The 21,907-nt window shown below is 44.8% G+C and carries 21 protein-coding genes; 11 read left to right on the forward strand and 10 right to left on the reverse strand.

Annotated elements, in window-relative coordinates; translation table 11 throughout:
* The first annotated feature begins 22 nt into the window (after nucleotides 1-22).
* The 8 genes from KDW99_RS01195 (at nucleotide 23) to KDW99_RS01230 (ending at nucleotide 10,211) form a co-directional block, all read left to right on the forward strand.
* Complete coding sequence (locus tag KDW99_RS01195; protein WP_255827516.1) at nucleotides 23-1,159, forward strand: efflux RND transporter periplasmic adaptor subunit; 1,137 nt, start codon at nucleotides 23-25, stop codon at nucleotides 1,157-1,159.
* A gap of 51 nt (nucleotides 1,160-1,210) precedes the next feature.
* A complete protein-coding gene (locus tag KDW99_RS01200; protein WP_255827517.1) occupies nucleotides 1,211-4,312 on the forward strand; it encodes an efflux RND transporter permease subunit in 3,102 nt (1,033 codons plus the stop codon).
* A 287-nt stretch (nucleotides 4,313-4,599) separates the two neighbouring features.
* Nucleotides 4,600-5,220: a MarC family protein gene (locus KDW99_RS01205; protein ID WP_110574558.1), complete on the forward strand. Its 621-nt coding sequence runs from the start codon at nucleotides 4,600-4,602 to the stop codon at nucleotides 5,218-5,220.
* A 114-nt stretch (nucleotides 5,221-5,334) separates the two neighbouring features.
* Entirely contained in the window at nucleotides 5,335-6,321 is a 987-nt protein-coding gene (locus KDW99_RS01210; protein ID WP_255827518.1) for a nickel/cobalt transporter, read from the forward strand.
* A complete protein-coding gene (locus KDW99_RS01215; RefSeq protein ID WP_114412085.1) occupies nucleotides 6,321-6,821 on the forward strand; it encodes a Fur family transcriptional regulator in 501 nt (166 codons plus the stop codon). Before KDW99_RS01210 ends, KDW99_RS01215 begins: the two co-directional genes overlap by 1 nt.
* Entirely contained in the window at nucleotides 6,818-7,594 is a 777-nt protein-coding gene (gene znuC / locus KDW99_RS01220; protein ID WP_255827519.1) for a zinc ABC transporter ATP-binding protein ZnuC, read from the forward strand. Before KDW99_RS01215 ends, znuC begins: the two co-directional genes overlap by 4 nt.
* 38 nt (nucleotides 7,595-7,632) lie before the next feature.
* Nucleotides 7,633-8,424: a zinc ABC transporter permease subunit ZnuB gene (gene znuB / locus KDW99_RS01225; protein WP_255827520.1), complete on the forward strand. Its 792-nt coding sequence runs from the start codon at nucleotides 7,633-7,635 to the stop codon at nucleotides 8,422-8,424.
* A gap of 158 nt (nucleotides 8,425-8,582) precedes the next feature.
* A complete protein-coding gene (locus tag KDW99_RS01230) occupies nucleotides 8,583-10,211 on the forward strand; it encodes a methyl-accepting chemotaxis protein (RefSeq protein ID WP_255827521.1) in 1,629 nt (542 codons plus the stop codon).
* 75 nt (nucleotides 10,212-10,286) lie between these two features.
* Here the strand turns inward: KDW99_RS01230 and KDW99_RS01235 are convergent, their stop codons facing one another.
* The 7 genes from KDW99_RS01235 to KDW99_RS01265 all read right to left on the reverse strand — a co-directional run bounded on the left by KDW99_RS01235 (nucleotide 10,287) and on the right by KDW99_RS01265 (nucleotide 14,302).
* On the reverse strand, nucleotides 10,287-10,772 hold the full coding sequence (locus KDW99_RS01235; protein ID WP_255827522.1) for a DoxX family protein: 486 nt from the start codon (nucleotides 10,770-10,772) through the stop codon (nucleotides 10,287-10,289).
* 27 nt (nucleotides 10,773-10,799) lie between these two features.
* Nucleotides 10,800-11,555 (reverse strand): HvfC/BufC N-terminal domain-containing protein, encoded by a 756-nt coding sequence (locus KDW99_RS01240; protein ID WP_255827523.1) that lies wholly within the window; start codon nucleotides 11,553-11,555, stop codon nucleotides 10,800-10,802.
* Nucleotides 11,539-12,441 carry an MNIO family bufferin maturase gene (bufB, locus tag KDW99_RS01245; RefSeq protein ID WP_255827524.1) on the reverse strand — a complete coding sequence of 301 codons (903 nt, stop codon included), beginning with the start codon at nucleotides 12,439-12,441 and terminating at the stop codon, nucleotides 11,539-11,541. Before bufB ends, KDW99_RS01240 begins: the two co-directional genes overlap by 17 nt.
* 17 nt (nucleotides 12,442-12,458) lie before the next feature.
* On the reverse strand, nucleotides 12,459-12,734 hold the full coding sequence (locus tag KDW99_RS01250; protein ID WP_255827525.1) for a BufA1 family periplasmic bufferin-type metallophore: 276 nt from the start codon (nucleotides 12,732-12,734) through the stop codon (nucleotides 12,459-12,461).
* 96 nt (nucleotides 12,735-12,830) lie between these two features.
* Nucleotides 12,831-13,037 carry a zf-HC2 domain-containing protein gene (locus KDW99_RS01255; protein WP_255827526.1) on the reverse strand — a complete coding sequence of 69 codons (207 nt, stop codon included), beginning with the start codon at nucleotides 13,035-13,037 and terminating at the stop codon, nucleotides 12,831-12,833.
* A complete protein-coding gene (locus KDW99_RS01260; protein WP_255827527.1) occupies nucleotides 13,038-13,667 on the reverse strand; it encodes an RNA polymerase factor sigma-70 in 630 nt (209 codons plus the stop codon).
* Nucleotides 13,668-13,744: 77 nt separating this feature from the next.
* Nucleotides 13,745-14,302, reverse strand: a complete 558-nt coding sequence (locus KDW99_RS01265) for a gamma carbonic anhydrase family protein (protein WP_255827528.1) — start codon at nucleotides 14,300-14,302, stop codon at nucleotides 13,745-13,747.
* Nucleotides 14,303-14,468: 166 nt separating this feature from the next.
* On the opposite strand from KDW99_RS01265, the gene prlC reads away from it, so the two are divergent.
* Together prlC and KDW99_RS01275 are read left to right on the forward strand one after the other, a co-directional pair.
* Entirely contained in the window at nucleotides 14,469-16,499 is a 2,031-nt protein-coding gene (gene prlC / locus KDW99_RS01270) for an oligopeptidase A (RefSeq protein ID WP_255827529.1), read from the forward strand.
* Nucleotides 16,500-16,604: 105 nt separating this feature from the next.
* Nucleotides 16,605-16,865 (forward strand): YheV family putative zinc ribbon protein, encoded by a 261-nt coding sequence (locus tag KDW99_RS01275; RefSeq protein ID WP_255827530.1) that lies wholly within the window; start codon nucleotides 16,605-16,607, stop codon nucleotides 16,863-16,865.
* 78 nt (nucleotides 16,866-16,943) lie between these two features.
* On the opposite strand, the gene KDW99_RS01280 is transcribed toward KDW99_RS01275, so the two are convergent.
* From KDW99_RS01280 to KDW99_RS01290, 3 genes are all read right to left on the reverse strand, one after another.
* Nucleotides 16,944-18,869, reverse strand: coding sequence for an amylosucrase (locus tag KDW99_RS01280; protein WP_255827531.1), 1,926 nt, complete (start codon nucleotides 18,867-18,869; stop codon nucleotides 16,944-16,946).
* 230 nt (nucleotides 18,870-19,099) lie between these two features.
* On the reverse strand, nucleotides 19,100-19,636 hold the full coding sequence (locus tag KDW99_RS01285; protein WP_255827532.1) for a DUF3750 domain-containing protein: 537 nt from the start codon (nucleotides 19,634-19,636) through the stop codon (nucleotides 19,100-19,102).
* A gap of 182 nt (nucleotides 19,637-19,818) precedes the next feature.
* Nucleotides 19,819-20,457, reverse strand: a complete 639-nt coding sequence (locus tag KDW99_RS01290; protein ID WP_255827533.1) for an NAD(P)H-dependent oxidoreductase — start codon at nucleotides 20,455-20,457, stop codon at nucleotides 19,819-19,821.
* Nucleotides 20,458-20,679: 222 nt separating this feature from the next.
* Here KDW99_RS01290 and sstT point away from each other — a divergent pair, with 222 nt between their 5' ends.
* Nucleotides 20,680-21,900 (forward strand): serine/threonine transporter SstT, encoded by a 1,221-nt coding sequence (gene sstT / locus KDW99_RS01295; RefSeq protein ID WP_255827534.1) that lies wholly within the window; start codon nucleotides 20,680-20,682, stop codon nucleotides 21,898-21,900.
* The last annotated feature ends 7 nt before the right edge of the window (nucleotides 21,901-21,907 follow it).

Genomic DNA, 21,907 nt, shown 5'->3' on the forward strand with positions numbered 1-21,907 from the left:
TAAAATTTTAAGGTACAAAACAATGATACGAATTCTAAAAAATGGACGGACGCTGCTAATGCTGGCCGCGTTATTTGTTGTGTCTGGCTGTTCTTCTAGTGAGCCAGAAGATCAAGCGAGCCCTCCACCTAGTGCAAAAGCGGCGAACGTGATGACCGTGCAACCTATTGAATTTGAAGAAAATGCCATTTTACCAGGAAGAATCGAACCTATTCGTGAGGCAGAAGTACGAGCTCGTGTTCCTGGTATCGTTTTACATAGAACCTTTGTAGAGGGATCTGATGTTAAGGCGGGAGATGTTTTGTTCGAAATTGATCCTGCGTCTTTAAAAATAGCGCTTGATAGCGCGAAGGGTAAATTGGCCATGGCGGAAGCAACGCTGTTCGATGCCAAGATGCTGGTGGATCGTTATGCTCCGTTATTAAAATCTCAGGCTGTTAGTAAGCAAACATTTGATGCGGCTCAAGCAGCTTATTTGAGTGCTAGCGCCTCGGTTGCTTCAGCGAAAGCCGATGTGGCGAATGCCGAACTCAGCCTTGAATATGCAACGGTGCGTGCGCCTATTTCGGGTCGTATTGGGCGAGCGAATGTCAGCGAAGGCATGTTGGTAGGGCAAGGTGATGCGACACTGCTTGCTACTATTCAGCAGCTCAACTCTGTTTATATCGATTTTACTCAGTCTGTGACCGATACCTTGAAATACAAGCAATCTGTAAAAGGTGAGTCTACGCATAGCACGAAATTGATAGCTAGATTAGACGGTTATGACAAGCGCTTTGAAGGTAAGCTGTTGTTCTCTGATAGCCAAGTGGATGAAAAAACCGGCAACGTTGTGTTGCGTGGCTTATTTCCAAATCCAGATAAAGTGCTATTGCCTGGTATGTATGTCCGAGTTGAAGCCGTTCAATCTTATTCTTCAACAGCCATTTTAATTCCTCAGCGTGCCGTTATGCGTGGCAATAGTGGTGCGTTTGTTTACGTTGTGAATGAACAAAATACTGTGGAGTCTCGCTCTATTACAACGGGGTCTATGTCAGAAAATTTGTGGCGTATTACTGACGGTTTAAAGAGTGAAGATAAAGTAATTATTGATAATGCTGCTATGTATCAAGCAGGAGAAAAGGTAATACCTTCCGTTAAATTGGTCTCTAACATTTAGTCCGTTGCTCCTTTTATCTCAATTATTAAGACGTTTTTAGAGGCTTAATGCATGTCTAATTTCTTTATTGCACGACCCAATTTTGCTTGGGTAATTGCAATTTTTATTTTGTTAGCAGGGCTGCTTGCTTTGCCTACGCTACCGGTATCGCAATTTCCAGTGGTCGCGCCACCGCAGATTACGGTAAGTGCAACGTACCCTGGCGCATCAGCTCAGGTATTGGTGGACTCGGTTACTAGTGTGATCGAAGAAGAGCTAAATGGTGCGAAAGGTTTGCTCTATTTTGATTCGTCTAGTAACGCCAATGGTATTGCTCAAATCACGGCGTCTTTTGAACCAGGTACTGACCCAGATTTGGCCCAAGTTGATATACAAAACCGACTTAAAAAAGCAGAAGCGCGTTTACCAAGTAGTGTGATTGCACAAGGCGTACAAGTAGACCAAGCGAGCTCTGGTTTCTTGATGATTTATGCGTTGACCTTCAAGGGGGATGATTCGTCTAAAAGCATCGTTGCCCTGGCCGATTACGCAGCACGTAATATTAACAACAATATTCGTCGTGTGGAGGGCGTTGGTAAGCTGCAATACTTCGGCACCGAAGCTGCTATGCGAGTTTGGGTATCTCCTGAGAAATTGTTGAGTTACGGCTTATCCATTGGTGATGTTAATAACGCGATTAGAAACCAAAACGTGCAAGTTCCTGCTGGCAGCTTTGGTGGTCGCCCTGCGGATAATGAACAAGAGCTAACCGCCAGTTTGGTGGTTAAAGGCTTTTTAGAAGACCCTGAAGAGTTTCGTAATATCGTATTGCGCAGTAGCTCAGATGGCTCTGCCGTGTATCTTAAAGACGTGGCTCGTGTTGAATTAGGTAAGCAAGATTATAACTTTGAGACGCGTCTGAATGGTCGTAAAGCCGTGATGGGTGCGGTGCAATTATCACCTGGTGCAAATGCCATAGAAACGGTGAAAGCGGTGAAAGCCCGTGCTGCGGAATTAGAAGAAACTTTCCCAGACGATATCCAAATTAGCTTCCCGTATGACACCTCTAAATTTGTTAGTGCTGCGATTGAAAAAGTAATTTACACCTTGCTTGAAGCCATTTTGTTGGTTTTCTTAGTGATGTTGCTGTTCTTACAGAATTTACGCTATACCTTGATTCCGACTATCGTAGTGCCAGTGTGTATTTTAGGTACCTTTGCCGTGATGTCTTTCATAGGCTTTTCGGTCAATATGATGACCATGTTTGGTATGGTATTGGCGATTGGTATCTTGGTGGATGATGCCATTGTAGTGGTGGAAAACGTCGAGCGAATCATGGCGGAAGAAGGGCTTCCTCCAAAGGCGGCAACAATCAAGGCCATGGGACAAGTGTCTGGCGCCATTGTTGGTATCACCTTAGTGTTGTCTGCGGTGTTTGTCCCGTTGGCATTTATGAGCGGTTCCGTTGGTATTATTTATCAACAGTTTTCTATGTCGCTTGCCGTTTCTATCATGTTGTCTGGTATCTTGGCGCTGACATTTACGCCAGCGTTATGTGCCACTATATTGAAGCCGATCAACACAGAAGAGCATCATGAAAAAGGGGGGTTCTTTGGCTGGTTTAACCGAAAATTCGCGGGCTTAACGCGTCGTTATTCGACACTCAATGGCAAGCTGGTTAATCGCTCCGGTCGTTTCATGTTGGTGTATCTTGTGCTGATTATCGGCCTCGGTTATGCCTATGTGCGTTTACCAGAATCGTTCGTGCCAACGGAAGACCAAGGTTATATGATTGTCGATTTGCAGTTACCTGCAGGTGCTACTTTTTCCCGAACTGATGACACTATGAAAGACGTTGAGCAATTCTTAGGACAGCGTGATGCGGTCGAGAATGTGGTTGCTGTAATGGGCTTTAGTTTCTCCGGAATGGGTTCGAATGCGGGTTTGCTATTTCCGACTTTTACAGATTGGTCAGAACGTGATCAGTCTTTGTTTGATGAAATTGGGGCGTACGGTCAGTTTGCCGGTAGCATTACGGATGGTCGTTCTATGGCTGTGCCTCCTCCGCCGATCGAAGGTATGGGTAATTCGGGCGGCTTTTCGTTACGACTACAAGACCGTAGTAATTTAGGCCGAGAAGCTTTAACGAATGCGCGTAATGTGGTGCTAGGTCAAGCAAACGCGTCTCCAATCATCGCTTATGCCATGATGGAAGGCTTAGAAGACGCACCTCAGCTTAGAATCGATATTGACCGTAAAAAAGCGACAGCCTTAGGCGTGGGTTTTGAATCGATTAATAACGCCGTGTCGACTGCGTATGGCTCAGCTTCAGTCAATGACTTTACCAATGCTGGTCGTTTACAACGAGTGGTTGTGCAAGCCGATATTGCTGATCGTATGACACCAGAGCGGGTGTTAGAGCTGCAAGTGATGAATGACGAAGGTAACCTTGTTCCTATGCGTTCGTTCGCAAGCAGCTTGTGGGAAATAGGACCGGTTCAGGTGTCACGTTACAATGGTTATCCAGCGTATAAAATTTCTGGTAGCCCGATGCCTGGTTATAGTTCGGGGGATGCCATGCTTGAAATTGAGCGCATAGTGGACACTTTGCCAAAAGGCATTGGGTTTGAGTGGACGGGACTGTCTTACCAAGAGAAATCGGCCGGCTCTCAAGCACCTATGTTGTTGGCTATTTCGATATTAGTGGTTTTCTTGTTGTTAGTTGCATTGTACGAAAGCTGGTCTATTCCGTTTTCGGTTATTCTGATTATTCCAATTGGTGCATTGGGTGCGGTTGCGGCGGTGTACCTAACGGGAATGTCTAATGACGTTTACTTCAAAGTTGGCTTGATCACGATTATTGGTTTGTCAGCGAAGAATGCGATTTTGATTGTTGAGTTTGCCAAAGACCTTTATAAGCAAGGGTATTCCTTGAAGGACTCTGCAATTGAAGCGGCTAAATTGCGTTTCCGTCCAATTATTATGACGTCTATGGCCTTTATTCTCGGCGTAGTACCATTAACTATCGCAACGGGAGCCGGTGCAGCAAGCCAGCATTCCTTGGGTGTGAGTGTTATCGGCGGCATGATCTCTGCGACATTATTAGGTGTGTTGTTTGTACCTGTATTCTTTACTTGGGTGCTTGGACGCTTTCAAAAGAAAGCTGAGTCATAAAGCGCATTAATTTGCGTGCGAAAAATGAATGAGTGTTCGAAAAAGCCGACTTTATGTCGGCTTTTCTTTTTGTCATTCACGGTTATTTATTCCTCTTTTATTCTGATTTTTTGCTAGAATTCTCTCATCTGTGTTCTCTTAGAAACGCTTCTTAAATAGAGACGGCTTTCAGGTAGATATTTGCCGTGCCACAAGCGCTGTAAATTGGGTGTGTCCTAGCAATATATGATGGGGCTTTAGATAATAAGCATGCGGCTTTGCTGCCTGTTTCTTTGGTGATTTTTTTAATGAGTTTATTGATCTCGACTTCGATTAAGTTCTTCTTTCTCTTCGCTCCGTTTTTTGTATTGTCTATGTTTCTTGCGTTAACTCGCGGGGAGTCTTCTGCGTCGCGTCGACAGGTGGCGAATAAAGCCATTATTGCTTCGGTGGCGATATCTATTGTGCTGTTGTTCTTTGGCGGTAGTTTGTTTGCTGTCTTGGGTATCACGTTGGATTCCTTTCGGATTGGCTCTGGTATTCTGCTGTTTATGTCTGCCTTGAGTTTGGTTCGTGATGGTACGCGTAATCATGCGGTGGGTATGCCAAGCGAAGAACGTGACGATGTGTCGGTTGTGCCATTAGCCGTGCCGACCATTATCGGGCCTGCGACTATAGGTACGATTCTGGTTTATGGTGCTGAATTACAAGGCTGGGATTTGTTCATTGGCTTATGTGGTTTGTTGTTGGCGTTGGGCACCTTGGCGATCATTCTGTATTCTGGCTCTTTGATCGAGAAGATGTTGGGCCGAACCGGTTTAAATGTCTTGTCGAAAATTACGGGTTTGATTTTGGCGGCTATGGCTGCGCAGATCTTCATGAGCGGTGTGATGGGCTTTATAGAACCCGTCACGACGGCGGTTAGCTAAGCGGTTATAAGTTAAATCTTGTACAAAATGCGGCGTTTCTAGGCTTTGGCTTCTCCTTGGGTTTTAGTTGTTATATCATAACAAAATTCTATCCAATCTCGGTGAGAGCCAATTATGGCAAAGAACGTCGCTTTTTTATTGTTATCTTTTTTATGTCTCAGCTCGCCTCTTTATGCCGCGATGGATTTTGCGGTGTATCAAGACTTTATCCAGTGGGTGATTTCTCAGCAGGCCACCTTTCATCGTGAATTAGTGTCTTTAGTGCGTTCTATTAGTAAGGGCGGCAGTCCAGTTTTGTTGTGGGGATTAATCTCTACCAGCTTTTTTTACGGCGTGTTTCACGCAGCAGGGCCTGGGCATGGCAAGGCGGTGATTTCGGCGTATATGCTGGCGAGCAAAGCACCATTACGTCGCGGTGTTAGCTTGGCTTTTTTATGTGCTGGCGTTCAAGCAGTGATGGCGGTATTAGTCATTGTGGTGTTGAGCCAAGTATTTTCCTTGGCGGGAAAAGCCATGCAAATCAGTCGTTTCTTTGAAGTGGCGAGTTTTGCTGCGGTTGGTTTGATTGGTGTGTGGATTCTTGTGCGCTTATTACGCGGCCAGTCTGGTTGTGGTCATGATCACTCGCAAGATCATTTAGAAGAGCACCATAACCATTCTCATGAGGGTCACACACATGAAGGTCATTCCCATGGAAGTCATGGTCACTCGCACAGCCACTCTCATGATCATACTTGCTGTGCACACCATGAAGACGAGGCAAAAACCGCCCGTCGGAGTATTTGGGCCATGGTGGCTGCGGTTGGTATTCGTCCTTGTACTGGGGCCATTTTGGTTTTGTTATTTTCTTTGAGCACGGGTATTTTTGTTTGGGGCCTGGTGGCGACTTTTGCCATGGCGTTAGGCACAGCAATTACGGTTGCCTCTTTGGCGGGTGTCAGTGTGTTTGTGCGCGATACCGGCTTTGCGTTAAGCAGTGAGCATCGCGTTTGGCGACAACGAGTGTCGCGCGCATTTGGTTTTATTGCCGCTTTCGCTTTGATCATCATCAGTACTTCAATGATTTGGAGCTACTTAAGTAATGCAGGAAGGGCTTTCTAATGAAACATGAAGACTCGCATCAGCACGTCCATCACAACCATAATGACTGTATTGAGAGTGCGTTGAGCACGGCGGAAGCGCTGTGTGTCCAGCAGGGGCAGCGACTAACGAAAGTACGCCGTCGCGCATTGGAATTAATCTGGGAAAGTCATCGACCGCTTGGTGCTTATCAGCTATTGGCGAAGTTGGCCGAAGAAGGGTTTAACTCTGCACCACCAACGGTTTATCGTGCATTGGATTTTCTTTTAGGCGCAGGCTTGATTCACAAAGTTGAATCGATGAACGCTTACCTTGGTTGTGCCCATGCAGACAAAGCTCACAAAGGCTATTTCTTGATTTGCGACGAATGTCACAATGTTATGGAATTTGATTACCAAGATATTCATGCGGCGTTGGTTGAAAAGGCTGCGCATCAAGGTTTTGAGCTGCGAGCTGAAACCATTGAGTTAACGGGGTTGTGCGCGAAATGTAAGGAACAATCAGCAGGAGCAAGCGCGTGAGTAAACGATTGGTTGCTTTTGACAAAATTGGTATAGCGTTTGATGGCCGAGTGTTGCTCGAAAACATAGATATGACGATCAGCGAAGGGGAAATTGTCACCCTGATTGGCCCAAACGGTAGCGGTAAAAGTACGCTGATTCGTACCCTGTTAGGCTTGCAAGAAGCCACGTCAGGCGAAGTGGTAAGACACAAAACCTTGCGTATCGGTTATATGCCGCAAAAGCTGCATATCGATCCGACCCTGCCATTAACGGTAAAGCATTTCTTGGCCTTGGTGCGTGGTGTCGATAAGCAACAGATTCTTCCAACACTCGAAAAACTTGGCATTGGTCATTTGCTCCAATCCCAAGTACATGTGTTGTCTGGTGGCGAAACGCAGCGCGTATTATTGGCTCGCGCTTTGTTGAATCGACCGAATTTATTGGTACTTGATGAGCCTGTTCAAGGCGTGGATGTGAATGGGCAAGTGGAACTTTATAACCTGATTGAAGGCATTCGTAATGAGCTAAATTGCGGTGTTTTGATGGTGTCCCATGATTTGCATTTGGTGATGGCGAAAACCGATACTGTGGTCTGTATTAATCAGCATGTGTGCTGTTCAGGTAGTCCGCAACACGTTACAGGTCATCCAGCCTATCAAGCTTTGTTTGGCGTACCAGGAGCAGACGAATCCATCGCGATTTATGCCCATCAGCATGATCATGTGCATGATGAACACGGTAGTATTTTGTCGGACGATGGCGATGCCCATGCCCTTTGTAAACATCATTAATCACACCTAAGTTAGCCGATATTGGAGTTTGTTAAACCATGTTAGATCTTTTACTGAGAGCCTTGTTTGGTGGGTTAGGTGTGGCGGCGGTCGCTGGGCCGCTAGGGGCCTTTGTTGTGTGGCGACGCATGGCGTATTTTGGTGATACCTTGGCGCATTCTGCCTTGTTAGGCGTGGCGTTAGGCTTTTTATTCGACATCAACTTGAATCTTGCCATTATTGTGTTGTGTGTGGGTTTGGCCTTGGTGCTGGTGACGTTGCAGAAGAAGCACATTATTGCCACGGATACTTTGTTGGGGATTTTGGCGCATTCCGCTTTGTCGCTTGGTCTAGTGGCGGTGAGTTTCCTCGATAACATTCGCATCGATTTGATGGCGTATTTATTTGGTGATTTGCTGGCGATTAACCAAGCCGATGTGTATTGGATTTATGGCGGTGGTCTGGCGGTTATCGCGCTATTGGTGACTTTCTGGAAGCCATTGCTCGCCGTTACCGTAAACGAAGAATTGGCAAAAGTAGAAGGTTATCCGGTAGAGGCGATTCGTTTATTGCTGATGTTGCTGGTGGCTTTGGTGATTGCCGTGGCGATGAAAATTGTCGGTGTGTTGCTGATTACCTCTTTGATGATCATTCCCGCAGCAACCGCACGGAAGCTGTCGAAGACGCCGATTCAAATGGCGTCGTTCGCTAGCTTGATTGGTTGTCTGTCTGTCTGTGGCGGTTTGTGGGCATCTTACCGCTGGGATACACCAACTGGGCCAAGTGTCGTTGTCTGTGCCGCTTTGTTGTTTTTGATCGCTTATACCTTGCCGTTTAAGCGTTTGCGTTAGCAACGTTTTCAATTATTTATTGAATGAAGCCGTTTTGGGAAAACAAAGCGGCTTTTTTTATGGTAATTATGTGTACAAGGTTGTAAGAAATAGGCTGCTTTCAACGTCTAAAGTAGAGAAATCGACAGATCGACATTATTTATAAAAAGAGGTTCTTCATGCTAGGTTTTAAGAGTATTCGAGGTCGTTTAAGGACGAGTTATTCAATCTTGCTGGTAATGTTGGTGCTGGTGATGGTGTTGGCTGCTTCTCGTTTCCAGCTGCTATCGCACAATATTCGCGGTATTGTTGATGAAAATGCGGCTTTAGTGGAGCTAACTGGCAAATTGAATGTAAATGCCGAAAGTTTAGCTAGCCGTTTACTAATGTTATTTGTGTTAGAAGAGCGCGATGCGCGAGTGGCCATTTACAAAGAGATTGATGAGCGTAATAAGCGTTTAGATGACAGCCTAGAAAAAATGGCGATTCTGGTGCAGACAGAAAAAGACCAATTAATCGTTACTGGCCTACAAACTCAGCGTAAAGTATACCAGGCTGCACTTCAGTCTACGGTTGAAGCATTAGAATTTGGTGAACTTGAAGATGCCAAAGCATTGATGGCAGGGCCGACTCGTAATGAATTACAGACGTTTTTAACGCAGGTTCAGGCGTTGGCTGAGCGGGAATTGGAGGCAATGCAAACTCGTCAGCAAGAGGCGCTGTCTGAGTCAGATTTAGCTATTTGGTTGATATTTGGCGTGGGAGCTTTTGCAATTTTTATTGGTGTTGTGATGTCAGTACTGATTACTCGTAGCATTGTGAACCCGCTGAATTACGTTATGGCATTGCTAGATAGGTTTGCACGAGGTGATCTTTCTCAAGCAATTTCAGCAGATCAAAAAGGCGAAATAGGCCAGCTCTTGGATAGTGTAAAACGTATGCGAGTGAGTCTAGCAAGTGTGATTGATAAAATTGATAAAAGTGCTAAAACCGTAGTGGGTGTCGTCCGTGAAATACACGTCAGTGTGGCGGACGTGCAGCAGGGCTCTAATACACAAGCTGCAATGGCAAATGATATTCAAGCGTCAGTGAGTGAACTATCAAATGCAGCTCATATAATGGCCGACCATGTGAGTGTGTCTCGTAATCAAGCGGAAGCAGCTCATGATCTTGCAAAACATGGTAAACAGGTCATTACTTCAGCCGCTACTGATATCACAGCGGTCGCATCTTATATTGAAGAAACGTCACATGCTGTTGCGAAATTGAATCAAAGTGCCAGTACGGTTACTGACTTCGTAAACAGTATTCGTAACATTGCGGAACAGACCAATCTACTCGCCTTGAATGCTTCTATTGAAGCCGCCAGAGCGGGAGAAAGTGGTCGAGGTTTTGCTGTTGTGGCTGACGAGGTACGGAATTTGGCAACCAATACGGCCGAAGTGACGGCGTCTATTGATACCGTGATTACAACAATTGGTAGTTTATCTGTACAGATCTCGGATGAAATGGGAGTGGGGCAAGAAAAAATGCGCCAAGGCGTTGCTCAAATCGAAGATGTTATCGCCCCTCTGAGCCAGCTAGAGAAAGATTCGGCCAAGTCATTGGAAAGTCTGGACGGTTTGTCTCAATTGGCTCAACAGCAGGCTATAGAGGCCAATGAGATTGCTGAGCATATAACACGGATTGTCGAAGTGACGGCGAGTAATGAACAAACATCGAAGCGTTTGAGCAAACTGACGGACACCTTGTCTGGAGCAGCAGACCAAACGGACGAAGCAACATCGACTTTTACCTTACCTCAGTAACGTATTGCGTAGATAAAGAGGGTGTTTTTTGGATGATAAGAAGCCACTTTTGGGAACTAAAGTGGCTTTTTTACGTTAGAGTGAATTAGAGTGTTTTCTGAAAAACAAGTGATCAAGCGATAGGTTGCCCGCCCCTTTGTACATAAGCAGCATTGCAATAGCCAACCAAGTGGCGTGGGTTGGGTACGCATCAGGATACACAAAAATCTGAATGACCAATGTCATACAAGCTAACGCAAAGGCCGCTAGGCGAGTAAATAGACCCGTTAGGATGAGGATGGGTAAAAAGTGTTCAGCCAAGGCTGCAAGAATCGCCGCAATAGCTGGAGGTAAAAGAGGTAAATTGTATTCGTATTCAAAAAGAAAGACAGCGGATTCTGTTAGGTGTGGCCAGCCTAACTGCATTTTCATGGCAATAATATCCAGTGAAAAGCCTTCTATTTTTGTTTGCCCTGATTTCCAAAAGACGGCAGCAATGGCAAATCGAGCAATAAATAGAATTATGGATTCTGGTATTTTTTTAAACACACTTTCGCTTTTATTCACTAAAAAGGACACCATCTTCCACCTTCCTGTTTTATAAGTTGATTACACCGTTATTTCGGTGATTTTAATGAGTAACTTCCACTCAATGAGTTTTGCAAGTGTGCTGCCTAGGTCGAAAGATTCGGAGTGAGGCACCGCATTTTCAAGTGTTTTATGTTGTAATAACGCATGGAGAAAATATTTTTCATCTTCGCTGATAATATAAAAAAACCCATAAAGATCAGATTTTGAAAGAAGTAAGTGCTCAGTTTTATTTATAGAGATACTACTCATGGATACTCGAGTATCTATTTGGTGAGCTTGGTAAAGCGAGCCAATGGCGAAACTAGACGTCATCAATTGGCAGTTTGGCGACAAACCTAATACTAAATTGCTTGGGTCTGTTGTTGCTGCAAAAGCAGCAGAAACATCATGATGTTCAAGTGTGTTGTATTCAGGCGCATTGGTGAGTAACAGCAAGTTCCTTTCTAACGCTGAAAGGTCGGCTAAATATGGCAGACTTTGTGTTGGTTCGAAATGCCGTATAAATTCAGGAAAATCGTCGCCATATTCACTGATAATCGGGCTTTTGGGTGGGTTGTGAGTAATGAACTCTCTTGTCATGGCACGAAAGAAATTTTCCCCAACTAGCATTTGGGTAACAGGAAAAATGTCGGCGAGAGCATCGATTAATGACACATACATATTATTTCGATAGACATTTAAGCGAACGTTCCTTTCTTCCTCTGAACTTGCCTTTATCTCAGCATAGAAAGCCTTGTCTTCACTGAATAAAGTTTCTTTAAACTGTGTGTTCATGGTCGTATTCCTGACGGATATGAGTGCGTATTCTATTTGCGTGATTCGCTTCCATTATCAAATCCTCGATCTGCGGTAAATTTCCATCGCGCTCAATTAACGTTGGGCAATCGCCCATACGGCTTAGTATGTGTTGATATAAGTGCCAAACATCACGGGATACGGGCTCATCATGACTGTCTATTTTTAATGGTGTGATTGGATTTTGGTCGATGGTATGACCCGCAAGGTGAATTTGCTGTACCGCATTTGTGGGAAAGCTATCTAGATATTGGTATGGATCAGTTTGATGATTAAAACATGATACTTCTACGTTATTCACATCGAGCAATAAACCGCAGCCAGTGAGTTTTGCCATAGCCGTAATAAAGTCTATTTCGCTGCGATCACTGCGTTCGAACTCGAAATAGGTTGACGGGTTTTCAATGAGTATCTGACGTTTTAGTATGCTTTGTAATTGATCAATATGATCACACACACGTTGTAATGTAGCAGCATTATACGCCACGGGCAGTAGGTCATTTAAAAATGCGTTATCGTGGGTTGACCACGCTAGATGCTCTGAAAAAACTTCAGGTTGTGTCTCGTCTAGTAATAGAGCAACGCGTTTTAGATGTTCTTTATCTAATGAGTGCTCACTACCGATGGACAGGCCAACACCATGAACAGTAATGGGGTAGTGCTCTCTTATTTTGTGCAAGTAGTGCCGAGCAGGGCCGCCTTTGCTCAAATAATTTTCTGCGTGAATTTCAAAAAATCCCACATTGGGTAATTCGGTTAAGATGGTTTGATAGTAAGCTGATTTTAAGCTTACACCTGTGTGCAAATCGAAGCTTGAAGGCACATGGCCTTCAGCTTGCGAAATGTTTTGGCCTGAATATGACATGTTATTAAAAGTCTTTCTTAGAAGGCTTTTAATTGGCCGTGGCCTGTTGGGGAGGTTGTAGACTCCATATCTATGCAAGTGCCAGCAGGGACTAGTTTCCACGCATTTGATTGGTAGTCAGTTTTAGAAGTGCCTGCGCAAGAAGTGCCTGGGCCTGCAGCACAATCATTTTGACCAGCAAGTGCAACGCCATAGCATTTTTCTTTACTTGCGGCTTCTGCTGGTACAGCAACGGCTGAAAGGGCAATCGCAGTACCAAGTGCAAGAGATAAAGACGCTTTAGTATTTTTCATGGGTAATCCTTATGCAATATAAAATAGAAAGACAGATAAAATCTGTTAGTTACCCTTGTCTGACGTTAGAAGTTTAAACTTTATTACACAAAAAAATTATTTTTTATCTGATTGTTTTTTATTTGATGGTTTTTTTTGTGTATAAGATCGAGATAACTCACGGATTGCTTCCATTTGTTTACCAAATTGACGACACGGTCCACAGATCGCCGTATGCATGGCCAAGTTTATCTTTTCTTTGGCGGATAAAGGGCGATCCAGTTTCTCAGAGAGCATCTGAGTCGCTTGTTTGCATTTAATCATTTACGACATCTCCTTTTGAAACCAGTGGTCTTCTAGACATTCTCGTAAGCGGAGCCGAGCGCGATACAAGGTGACGTTTAGGCTGCTAACGGTTACTTCTTCGTTATGGCAGATTTCAGGTGTGTCCATTTCGAGAAATTCGCGCATCATAAATAATCGGCCGTACTTGGCTGGTAGCGCGTCCAAACAAGCATCGAAGATTCGCCAGAAGTGCTCGTTTTCAACACCATGTTCTGGTTGGTCCCATTTTTTGGGCCGCTCATCTTTTTGCCAATGCCCATTTTCCTCGAACAAGTGTTCTATTAACGCATCGCCATTTAGGTTAGGCCCGTCTTCAAGCTGACTGGCTGCCGTGTGGCGTTTTTCCTTACGCAACAAATCGATAATTTTGTTCTTTAAAATGGAAAACACCCAAGTCTTAAACGCGGCTTGTCGCGCAAAACGATCAATATTTTGATACGCAGAGATCATCGCTTCTTGTACTGCGTCTTCGGCAATCTGATTGTCTCGAACTTGAAGCCTTGCGAACTTCAGCATCTGTGTACGTAAATCTTCAATAAAAACAGTATCCTGAAAGATATTTACTGCTGCTGAAGAATCTATTTCAACAGAAACATTCGCATTAGTCATTTAAGCCTCGGAGTGTGTGTGGTCATTAGACGATCTTGGTCTGGCTTTTATTACTATTTTAACCGTAATTTTTCTATCTATCGGCTTATTTCGGATTCAGCTTTTGCTTCAGCCAAGTACTCGTCTTTCAATTTAACGTAATTAAGTCCGGCATATTGAAAGTATTCGATTTCTTTGGCGTTAAGTGGACGGATTTGCTTAACAGGGGAGCCCATGTACATAAAACCGGTTTCTAAACGCTTACCTGGTGGCACCAAAGAGCCAGCGCCTATGATAACTTCATCTTCAATCACTGCGCCATCAAGGATGGTGGTTCCCATGCCCACTAAGACTCGGCTGCCAATGGTACAACCGTGCAACATCGCCATGTGACCCACTGTCACATCGTCGCCAATTTCCAAAGGGTGGCCTTCAGGTTTGTAGGTACTGGCATGAGTAATGTGCAAGCAGGAGTTATCTTGAATGCTGGTGCGAGCACCAATACGAATGCGATGCATGTCGCCACGGATCGCCACCAAAGGCCAAACCGAGCTGTCTTCGCCAATGGTGACATCGCCAATGATCACTGCATTGTCATCGACCCATACACGGTCGCCTAGTTGTGGTGTTTTGCCACGGAAAGATTTCATCACCATATACTGCTCTCTTACAGGATTTGATTAATAGAAAGTGTTAATAAATGAAGGAACTATTAACACAATAGCGTTTTATGCATTGAAAAAGTGTTAAGACAACCTATCTTATTAAGCATAGTATTGACCAATGCATTACAGCGTTCAATTTTTAAAAGGATATCATGATATGTCACAGTCTGTATGGGACGCGACCAGCTTACCGAACTTCACCGATGTCGATGTTGCGAACATCGAAGCGGACCTAGAGAAATTACTGAAGCAGAACCAAGCCGCGATTGATGCTTGTGTGAGCGAAAACACCAATCCAACATGGGAAAGTCTTGTTTTGCCGTTGGATCAACTTCACGACGACCTAAATAACTTTTGGTCGCCAATCAGCCATTTAAATTCCGTTAAAAATACGCCTGAATTACGTGCCGCTTACAACGCTTGCTTACCAAAATTGACTCAGTTTTATACGGATCTTGGGCAAAACAAAGCCTTGTATCAAGCTTACAAGAATCTTGCTGAAAGTGAGGCGGCGAAAACGCTAAGCCAAGCTCAAAGTGAAGCCTTGGCGCAAACGATTCGTGATTTCGAATTGTCTGGCGTCGGCCTAGAAGGTGACGCCAAGAAACGCTATGGTGAGATCAGCCAGCGTTTGTCCGAGTTGGGCAGCCAGTTTGGTGAAAACGTATTAGACGCGACACAGGCGTGGAGCAAACTAATCACCGACGAAAGTGAACTGTCTGGTTTGCCAGAATCGGCTTTGGCACAAGCCAAACAAATGGCCGAAGCCAAAGAAAAAGATGGCTGGTTGTTCACCTTGGATTTCCCATCTTATATTCCAGTGATGAGTTACGCCGACAATGCAGAACTGCGCGAAGAAATGTACCGTGCCTTTGCGACGCGCGCGTCAGATCAAGGTGGTGACATCAAATTCAACAATGCACCTCTGATTGACGAAATTTTAGAGCTACGTCATGAGATGGCTCATATTCTTGGTTTTGATAATTACGCGGAATTGTCTGTTGCCACTAAGATGGCGGACAATGGCCAGCAGGTTATCGATTTCTTAGACGATTTAGCGAAAAAGTCAAAAAGCTCAGCAGAACAAGATCTTGCGCAGCTAACAGCGTTTGCGAAAGATGAAAATGGCATAGAGAAATTGAACGCTTGGGACATGACTTACTATGCGGAAAAACTACGCCAGCATAAGTTTAGTATTTCTCAAGAAGAGCTGCGTCCTTACTTCCCAATGAACAAGGTTTTGTCTGGATTGTTTCACGTGGCACAAACTTTATTCGGTGTGGATATTCGCGAAGAAAAAGAATTTGATAGTTATAACAAGGACTTGCAGCTTTTCACTATTAGCAAAGATGGGGAAGACGTGTCTCGTTTCTATCTAGATCCGTATGCGCGTGAAGCAAAACGCGGTGGTGCGTGGATGGATTCTTGCCGTACTCGCCGTCGTTTAAGCGATGACCGCTTGCAGCTACCGATTGCCTATCTTGTGTGTAACTTCACTCCGCCAATCGGTGACAAACCCGCTTTATTGACGCACGATGAAGTAACTACCTTGTTCCACGAATTTGGTCATGGCTTGCACCACATGTTGACCCAAGTGGATGTGTCTTCTGTGTCGGGCATTAATGGTGTTGCATGGGATGCCGTCGAGTTGCCAAGTCAATTTATGGAAAACTGGTGCTATGAGCCAGAAGCTCTGGCTCATATTGCAGGCCATTACGAAACAGGTGAGCCGTTGCCGCAAGACTTGTTAGACAAGATGCTAGCAGCGAAGAACTTCCAATCCGGCATGCAGATGATGCGTCAATTGGAGTTTTCTTTGTTCGATTTCCGTCTGCACATGGAATATCAAAAAGACATTTCCGTTCAATCGGTGCTTGATGATGTTCGTAGCAAAGTGGCTGTGACTACGCCGCCTGAGTTTAACCGTTTCCAAAATAGCTTCTCGCATATTTTTGCAGGTGGTTACGCGGCCGGTTACTACAGCTACAAATGGGCAGAAGTGTTATCGGCAGATGCTTTCTCGAAATTCGAAGAAGACGGCATATTCAATAAAGATACTGGTGCTCGCTTCCGTGATACCATATTGGCCAATGGTGGCTCTCGTCCAGCAGCTGAATTATTTGCTGAGTTCCGCGGTCGTGAGCCAAGCACCGATGCCTTATTGAGACACAGCGGCATCGCGGCTTAATTTTTTGTACTGCAAGGAAGCAGCGCCTCGCCTGATGATAATCAGACAAGGCGCTGCTTTTTTATAACGCCGAATTAGGGCGTTACTTTTTTTGAAGGTAGGGTTATGACAGTAAAACGCTTTATCGCAGGGGCGGTATGCCCTCGTTGTAGTGAGATGGATAAGATTCGTGCATGGCGCGACGATGACGCTGAAAAGCAATATCGTGAGTGCGTTGGTTGTGGTTACACGGATGAGCAGTCTACGGTTATACAGGCGCAGCCCACTGAGATTCCAACACGAGTAAACACGCCTCACAGCAGCTCTCCAGAAGCAGAAGAAGTCGTGATTAACTTCATTCCAAATCCGGGTTCGACTAAGCACTAGCCCTAACCGAGCATATGACACTTAAAAAGCGGATTGATATCTTTATCAATCCGCTTTTTTGTATCCGCTGAAAAGCGCTTAGTGATTGACCAACCAAAGAATGTCTAACGGTTCGATAAGGCTTAATGATGGCAAATTAATTAACTCTTTATCGAGCAAGTTGATTGCTGTGTCTTGGCCGATTAACTCACTTAGTGATTGACCTAATGGAAGATGCCCGAGGGGTACTAGGTGTTCGCTCAGGTTGGCGATGACGAAGAGCGTTTCGTTGCCCATGGTTCGTTTGAAAGCGAATAAGTGTTCGCTGCCGAGTGAGACTAGTTCAAACTTCTGCGCAGCAAACAGCGGATTGGCTTTGCGAATTTGGATCATCTCTCGGATCAGCTGAGCGATTTTGCCTTGTGGTGTGCTCTTATCTTCTGCCAGCGCGAAATCGGCTTTGGTGAGCTTCTTACGATGCACCCAACGGCTATCATCCACCTTAGTCTGATCATTTAAGTAGTCGTTGCTGTTGAGTACACCAAGGTCGTCGCCTTGATACAACAACGGGATGCCGGGCATGGCGAAGTTGATGCCGTTCAATAAACGAATGCGTTTGATGGCATGATCAAGCAACAGCGGATCTTCTGCGGCAATGGCGTTTTCTACACCTGCCAGAGACGCTAAGGTACCGCACACTCGGCAATCGCCATTCACTGGGTTTTCTTGAAAGGGGACGCCCGCGGCAAAAGAACCTTCGAATTGACCCGTATAGAATTGATTCAAGAAGCGACGATGGCCGATACCATCAATGCCAAGACGATCAGAAATGGCGTCATCCCATAACCAGCCAATATCGTCATGACAGCGGATATAGTTGATCCAAGTGGTATGCTCTGGAATGGTGAAACTGCGTTCAAGGGATTGGTATAACAAGCTGGTTTGGCGTGTCGCTAAACTTTCCCATAACAAGGCCATCATTAGTGGGTTGTAAGACAGGGTGCACTCATTGGCGCCAATGTATTTATTGACTTCATCAGGGTGAACGATGGCTTCAGATTTAAACACCACTTGCGGTGCGGCAATGTCCAAGCAGGCTTTGAAAGCTTTGATCAGATTATGAGCCTTAGGTAAGTTTTCACACACTGTGCCTTTCTCTTTCCAGACAAAGGCTAAGGCATCGAGTCGTAAAACATCACAGCCGTTTAAAATTAGATGTAACATTTCTTCGACTACAGCGACAAAAACTGCCGGATTGGAATAGTTTAAATCCCATTGAAATGAATTAAAGGTCGTCCATACATGACTGTCTAATTCAGGCAAATAGGTGAAACTGCCTCGACGGATCTGCGGAAAAATTTCACGCACTGTCTTATTGTATTCTGTGGCCTCTTGTTCGCCCATGAAATAGTAATAACCTTGGAATTCCTGGTCGCCAGATTTTGCCGCTTCGGCCCAGCGGTGTTCGTCTGAGGTATGATTAAAGACAAAATCCAATACCATGCGGATGCCTTTTTTATGCAGCGCGGAAGCCAGGTCTTTTAAGTCTTTGTTGGTGCCCAAATTTGGTGACACGGTGCGATAATCTGAAATCGCGTAACCTCCGTCACTGTTGCCCTCTGGTGATAAGTACAGCGGCATTAGATGGACATAATTGATTCCTAACGATTCAAAGTACGGAATCTTATCGATAAGAAAATTTAGATCATCCGCTAGTAAATCCACGTACACGGCGATGCCGACATTTTTATTGGATTCAAACCAAAATTCTGCTTTGTCTTTGATCTGGGCTGGACGCTGTTTTTTCTGAAAATCGATAAAAGATTGCAGCAGGACTTTTAGATGATAATGCAAGTCGAAGCATTGTCCATAAAGCGGAAAAATCTGTTCGAAAAGAGGTTTGAAGCCACTTTCTAAACGCTGAATGAAAATGGCTTTTTGCTGGGATGTTAGCTGGCTAAAGTCTAATTCCGCTAATAGGCGCTGTTGTGTTTTTTGTGCTTCAAAAGCGAAATTCATGACCATGATGTTGCCTTGTAAGACGTGCTCGTAAAAAACGACGAGTTCGGATTATTGTTGTCTAGGGAAGATTGGCGTGAAGGGGCGCTCTAACCGCAAGATTAACGCGCTTCGTTTCCTATAAAGAAAACGTAGCCTAAGGACTATGGCGGGTCAATATGGCAACTTTCTAAATACTGACTTAATTTCCGAGAAGTAGGGTATCTCGGAAATTAAAGCTCTCTATGTAGGCAAAATTAATTGTCAGCATAACCACTACCAATGGCGCGAAATGGCATATCCAGATCCAGCTCTGGGACTTGTAGGCCAATCCACGTTGGGAAGGTGTTGCTGTTAGGCCCAGGGAAGACGGTGTATTCGTTTGCCCAAGGATAGCGCTTCACCGCTGCGTCTATTTTCGGAATCAATGCTTCGGCTTTTGGGCCAATAATAGACAGTACTTTTTCTGGTTTCGCGCCAAACCAGTAGCGATCGGGTGTCGCCGTTTTATATTCAGATAACGCTGGAAGTCCTCTGTCTACTCGCCAACCGACCACTTCATGTACCGTGTATTCGGATGCGTTCTTTTCTTTGGTCGCCACCCAAGTATGAACCGCAAACCAACCTCGCCAACTAAAGGCATCGGCGGCATAAAACTCGATGACAGCGTCTTTTTCTGTTTCTGGAGAGGGCGCTATACCAGCAGGCTCTCGGCTTGCAGTACGCCAGTTGTCGTTGGAAGAACAAGCGCTTAAAAATAGTGTGATGAAAATAAGTCCTAGATACTTTGCCATGCTTTGTCCTTGGGCTGTTGGGTATTTTATTGCTATTAACATACGCAAATTTTGGTGTATTTGGGTCACTATTTATGGCTTTGGTTCACTATTCCCTATTTTTTGCCAAGTTCAAAAAATGAGCATAAAAAAACGCCAACGATGTTGACGTTTTAGTTTTGTACTTCTGAGTAGGCCTGAAATTAGTTCATTTCAGTAATAAATTCTTCTTTTGCGCGACGGACTTTTTTCAGGTCTTTCAACCAGTCGCCTTCTTCTGCACGGTAACCCAAAGGCAATAGAATTACAGAGCGCAGATCACGTTCAGTAAGACCTAGAATCTCGTCAACTTTAGCAGGGTCAAAGCCTTCCATTGGTGTGCTGTCTACGCCTTCTTCAGCGGCTGCAATCAATGCCGTGCCAAGGCCAATGTAAGCTTGGCGAGCTGCGTGTTGATAATTTACTTCAGCGTCACGTGGAGGGTAAGCGCCAAGGATCATTTGACGGTAGTTTTCCCAGCCTTCATTTTTAAAGCCTCGTTCGTCGTTTACTAGGTCGAACATATTATTTATGCGTTCTTCTGTGTAGTTATCCCACGCAGCAAATACTAATAGGTGAGAACCGTCAGTGATTTGTGCTTGGTTCCAAGCATGGGGAACGATGGCTTCACGCAATGCTTTGTTCTTAACAACGATGACTTCATATGGCTGAAGACCGCTTGATGTTGCTGTTAGGCGAATCGCTTCTAAAATACGATCTACTTTTTCTTGCTCAACGGCTTTGCTTGAGTCCATTTTTTTAGCGGCATAGCGCCAGTTCAATTTTTCTAACAAATTCGACATTGTAGTTCCTTGGTAAGGTTTGTATATGTGAAGAATATTAGGCCAATATAGGTTGAGTACAAGTGGTGCTTTCAGGATGAAATGAGGAAGTTGAATGATCGGTTAAATCTTCGATTTGGTTGATATGTTGCAATAATATCTGCAATTACGCCCTAAAATGGTTCATTTTTGAGCGAGGATGAAGTAAGGTGCGGCCTTGAAAATTTCAATGGACCCCTTCTAATGACATTTGCTCAAAAACCTTCGCTGTTTCAGCGTTATCTTCGCGGTAGTTTGGTGCTACAAATTGCCATCGGTATAGTTTGTGGCGTCGTTCTGGCTTATGTTGCGCCTAGCATTGCCTTATCGACCAGCCTGCTTGGTGACTTTTTCGTCAAGGCACTAAAAGCCATTGCGCCAATCTTGGTGTTTTTGTTGGTGATGGCATCGATTGCCAATCACAAGCAAGCTCAACAAAGTCATATTCGCCCTGTCATTGCGCTTTATATTGCGGGGACTTTTGTCGCCGCTTTAACGGCTGTGATGTTCAGTTTTGCCTTTCCGACGCAATTAAACTTAGTTTCACCTGATCTAAGCCAAAGTGCACCACAAGGTATTGGCGAAGTACTGCATACACTGGTGTTTAAAATGGTCGATAATCCAGTTAACGCGTTGGTTCAAGGCAACTACGTTGGCATCTTAACCTGGGCAATTGGCTTTGGCTTAGGTTTGCGTCATGCGTCTGAATCGACGAAATCGGCATTGCAGCACATTTCGACCAGTGTGACTGGCATTGTTTCCTTCATTATCCGCTTGGCACCTTTTGGTATTTTTGGTTTGGTTGCCAGCACGATAGCGGCAACAGGCTTTGATGCTCTATTTGGTTATTCGCACCTGTTAGCGGTATTGATTGGCGCCATGCTGTTTATTGCGCTTGTTACCAATCCATTGTTGGTATTCTGGAAAATTCGTCGTAACCCGTATCCTTTGGTCTTTAAGTGTCTAAAAGAAAGTGGCGTGACAGCATTCTTTACCCGTAGTTCGGCGGCTAACATTCCGGTTAACTTAGATCTTTGTAAGCGTTTAGATTTGGATGAAGACACCTATTCTGTGTCTATTCCATTAGGTGCGACCATTAATATGGCAGGCGCGGCGATTACCATTACGGTGTTAACCTTAGCGGCGGTGCATACTTTAGGCATCTCATTGGATTTTGGTACGGCGTTATTGCTTAGCATTATCGCGGCCGTCTCTGCGTGTGGTGCATCGGGCGTGGCAGGTGGTTCTTTGTTGCTAATTCCGTTGGCGTGTAGCTTGTTTAATATTCCAAATGAAATTGCCATGCAGGTTGTTGCTGTTGGTTTCATTATTGGTGTGTTGCAGGATTCCGCTGAGACCGCGCTAAATAGCTCGACTGATGTTTTGTTTACGGCTGCGGCTTGTCTCTCGGATGATAAGAGTTAATTAGATA

This window comes from Marinomonas rhizomae (assembly GCF_024397855.1).
Lineage (GTDB): Bacteria > Pseudomonadota > Gammaproteobacteria > Pseudomonadales > Marinomonadaceae > Marinomonas > Marinomonas rhizomae_A.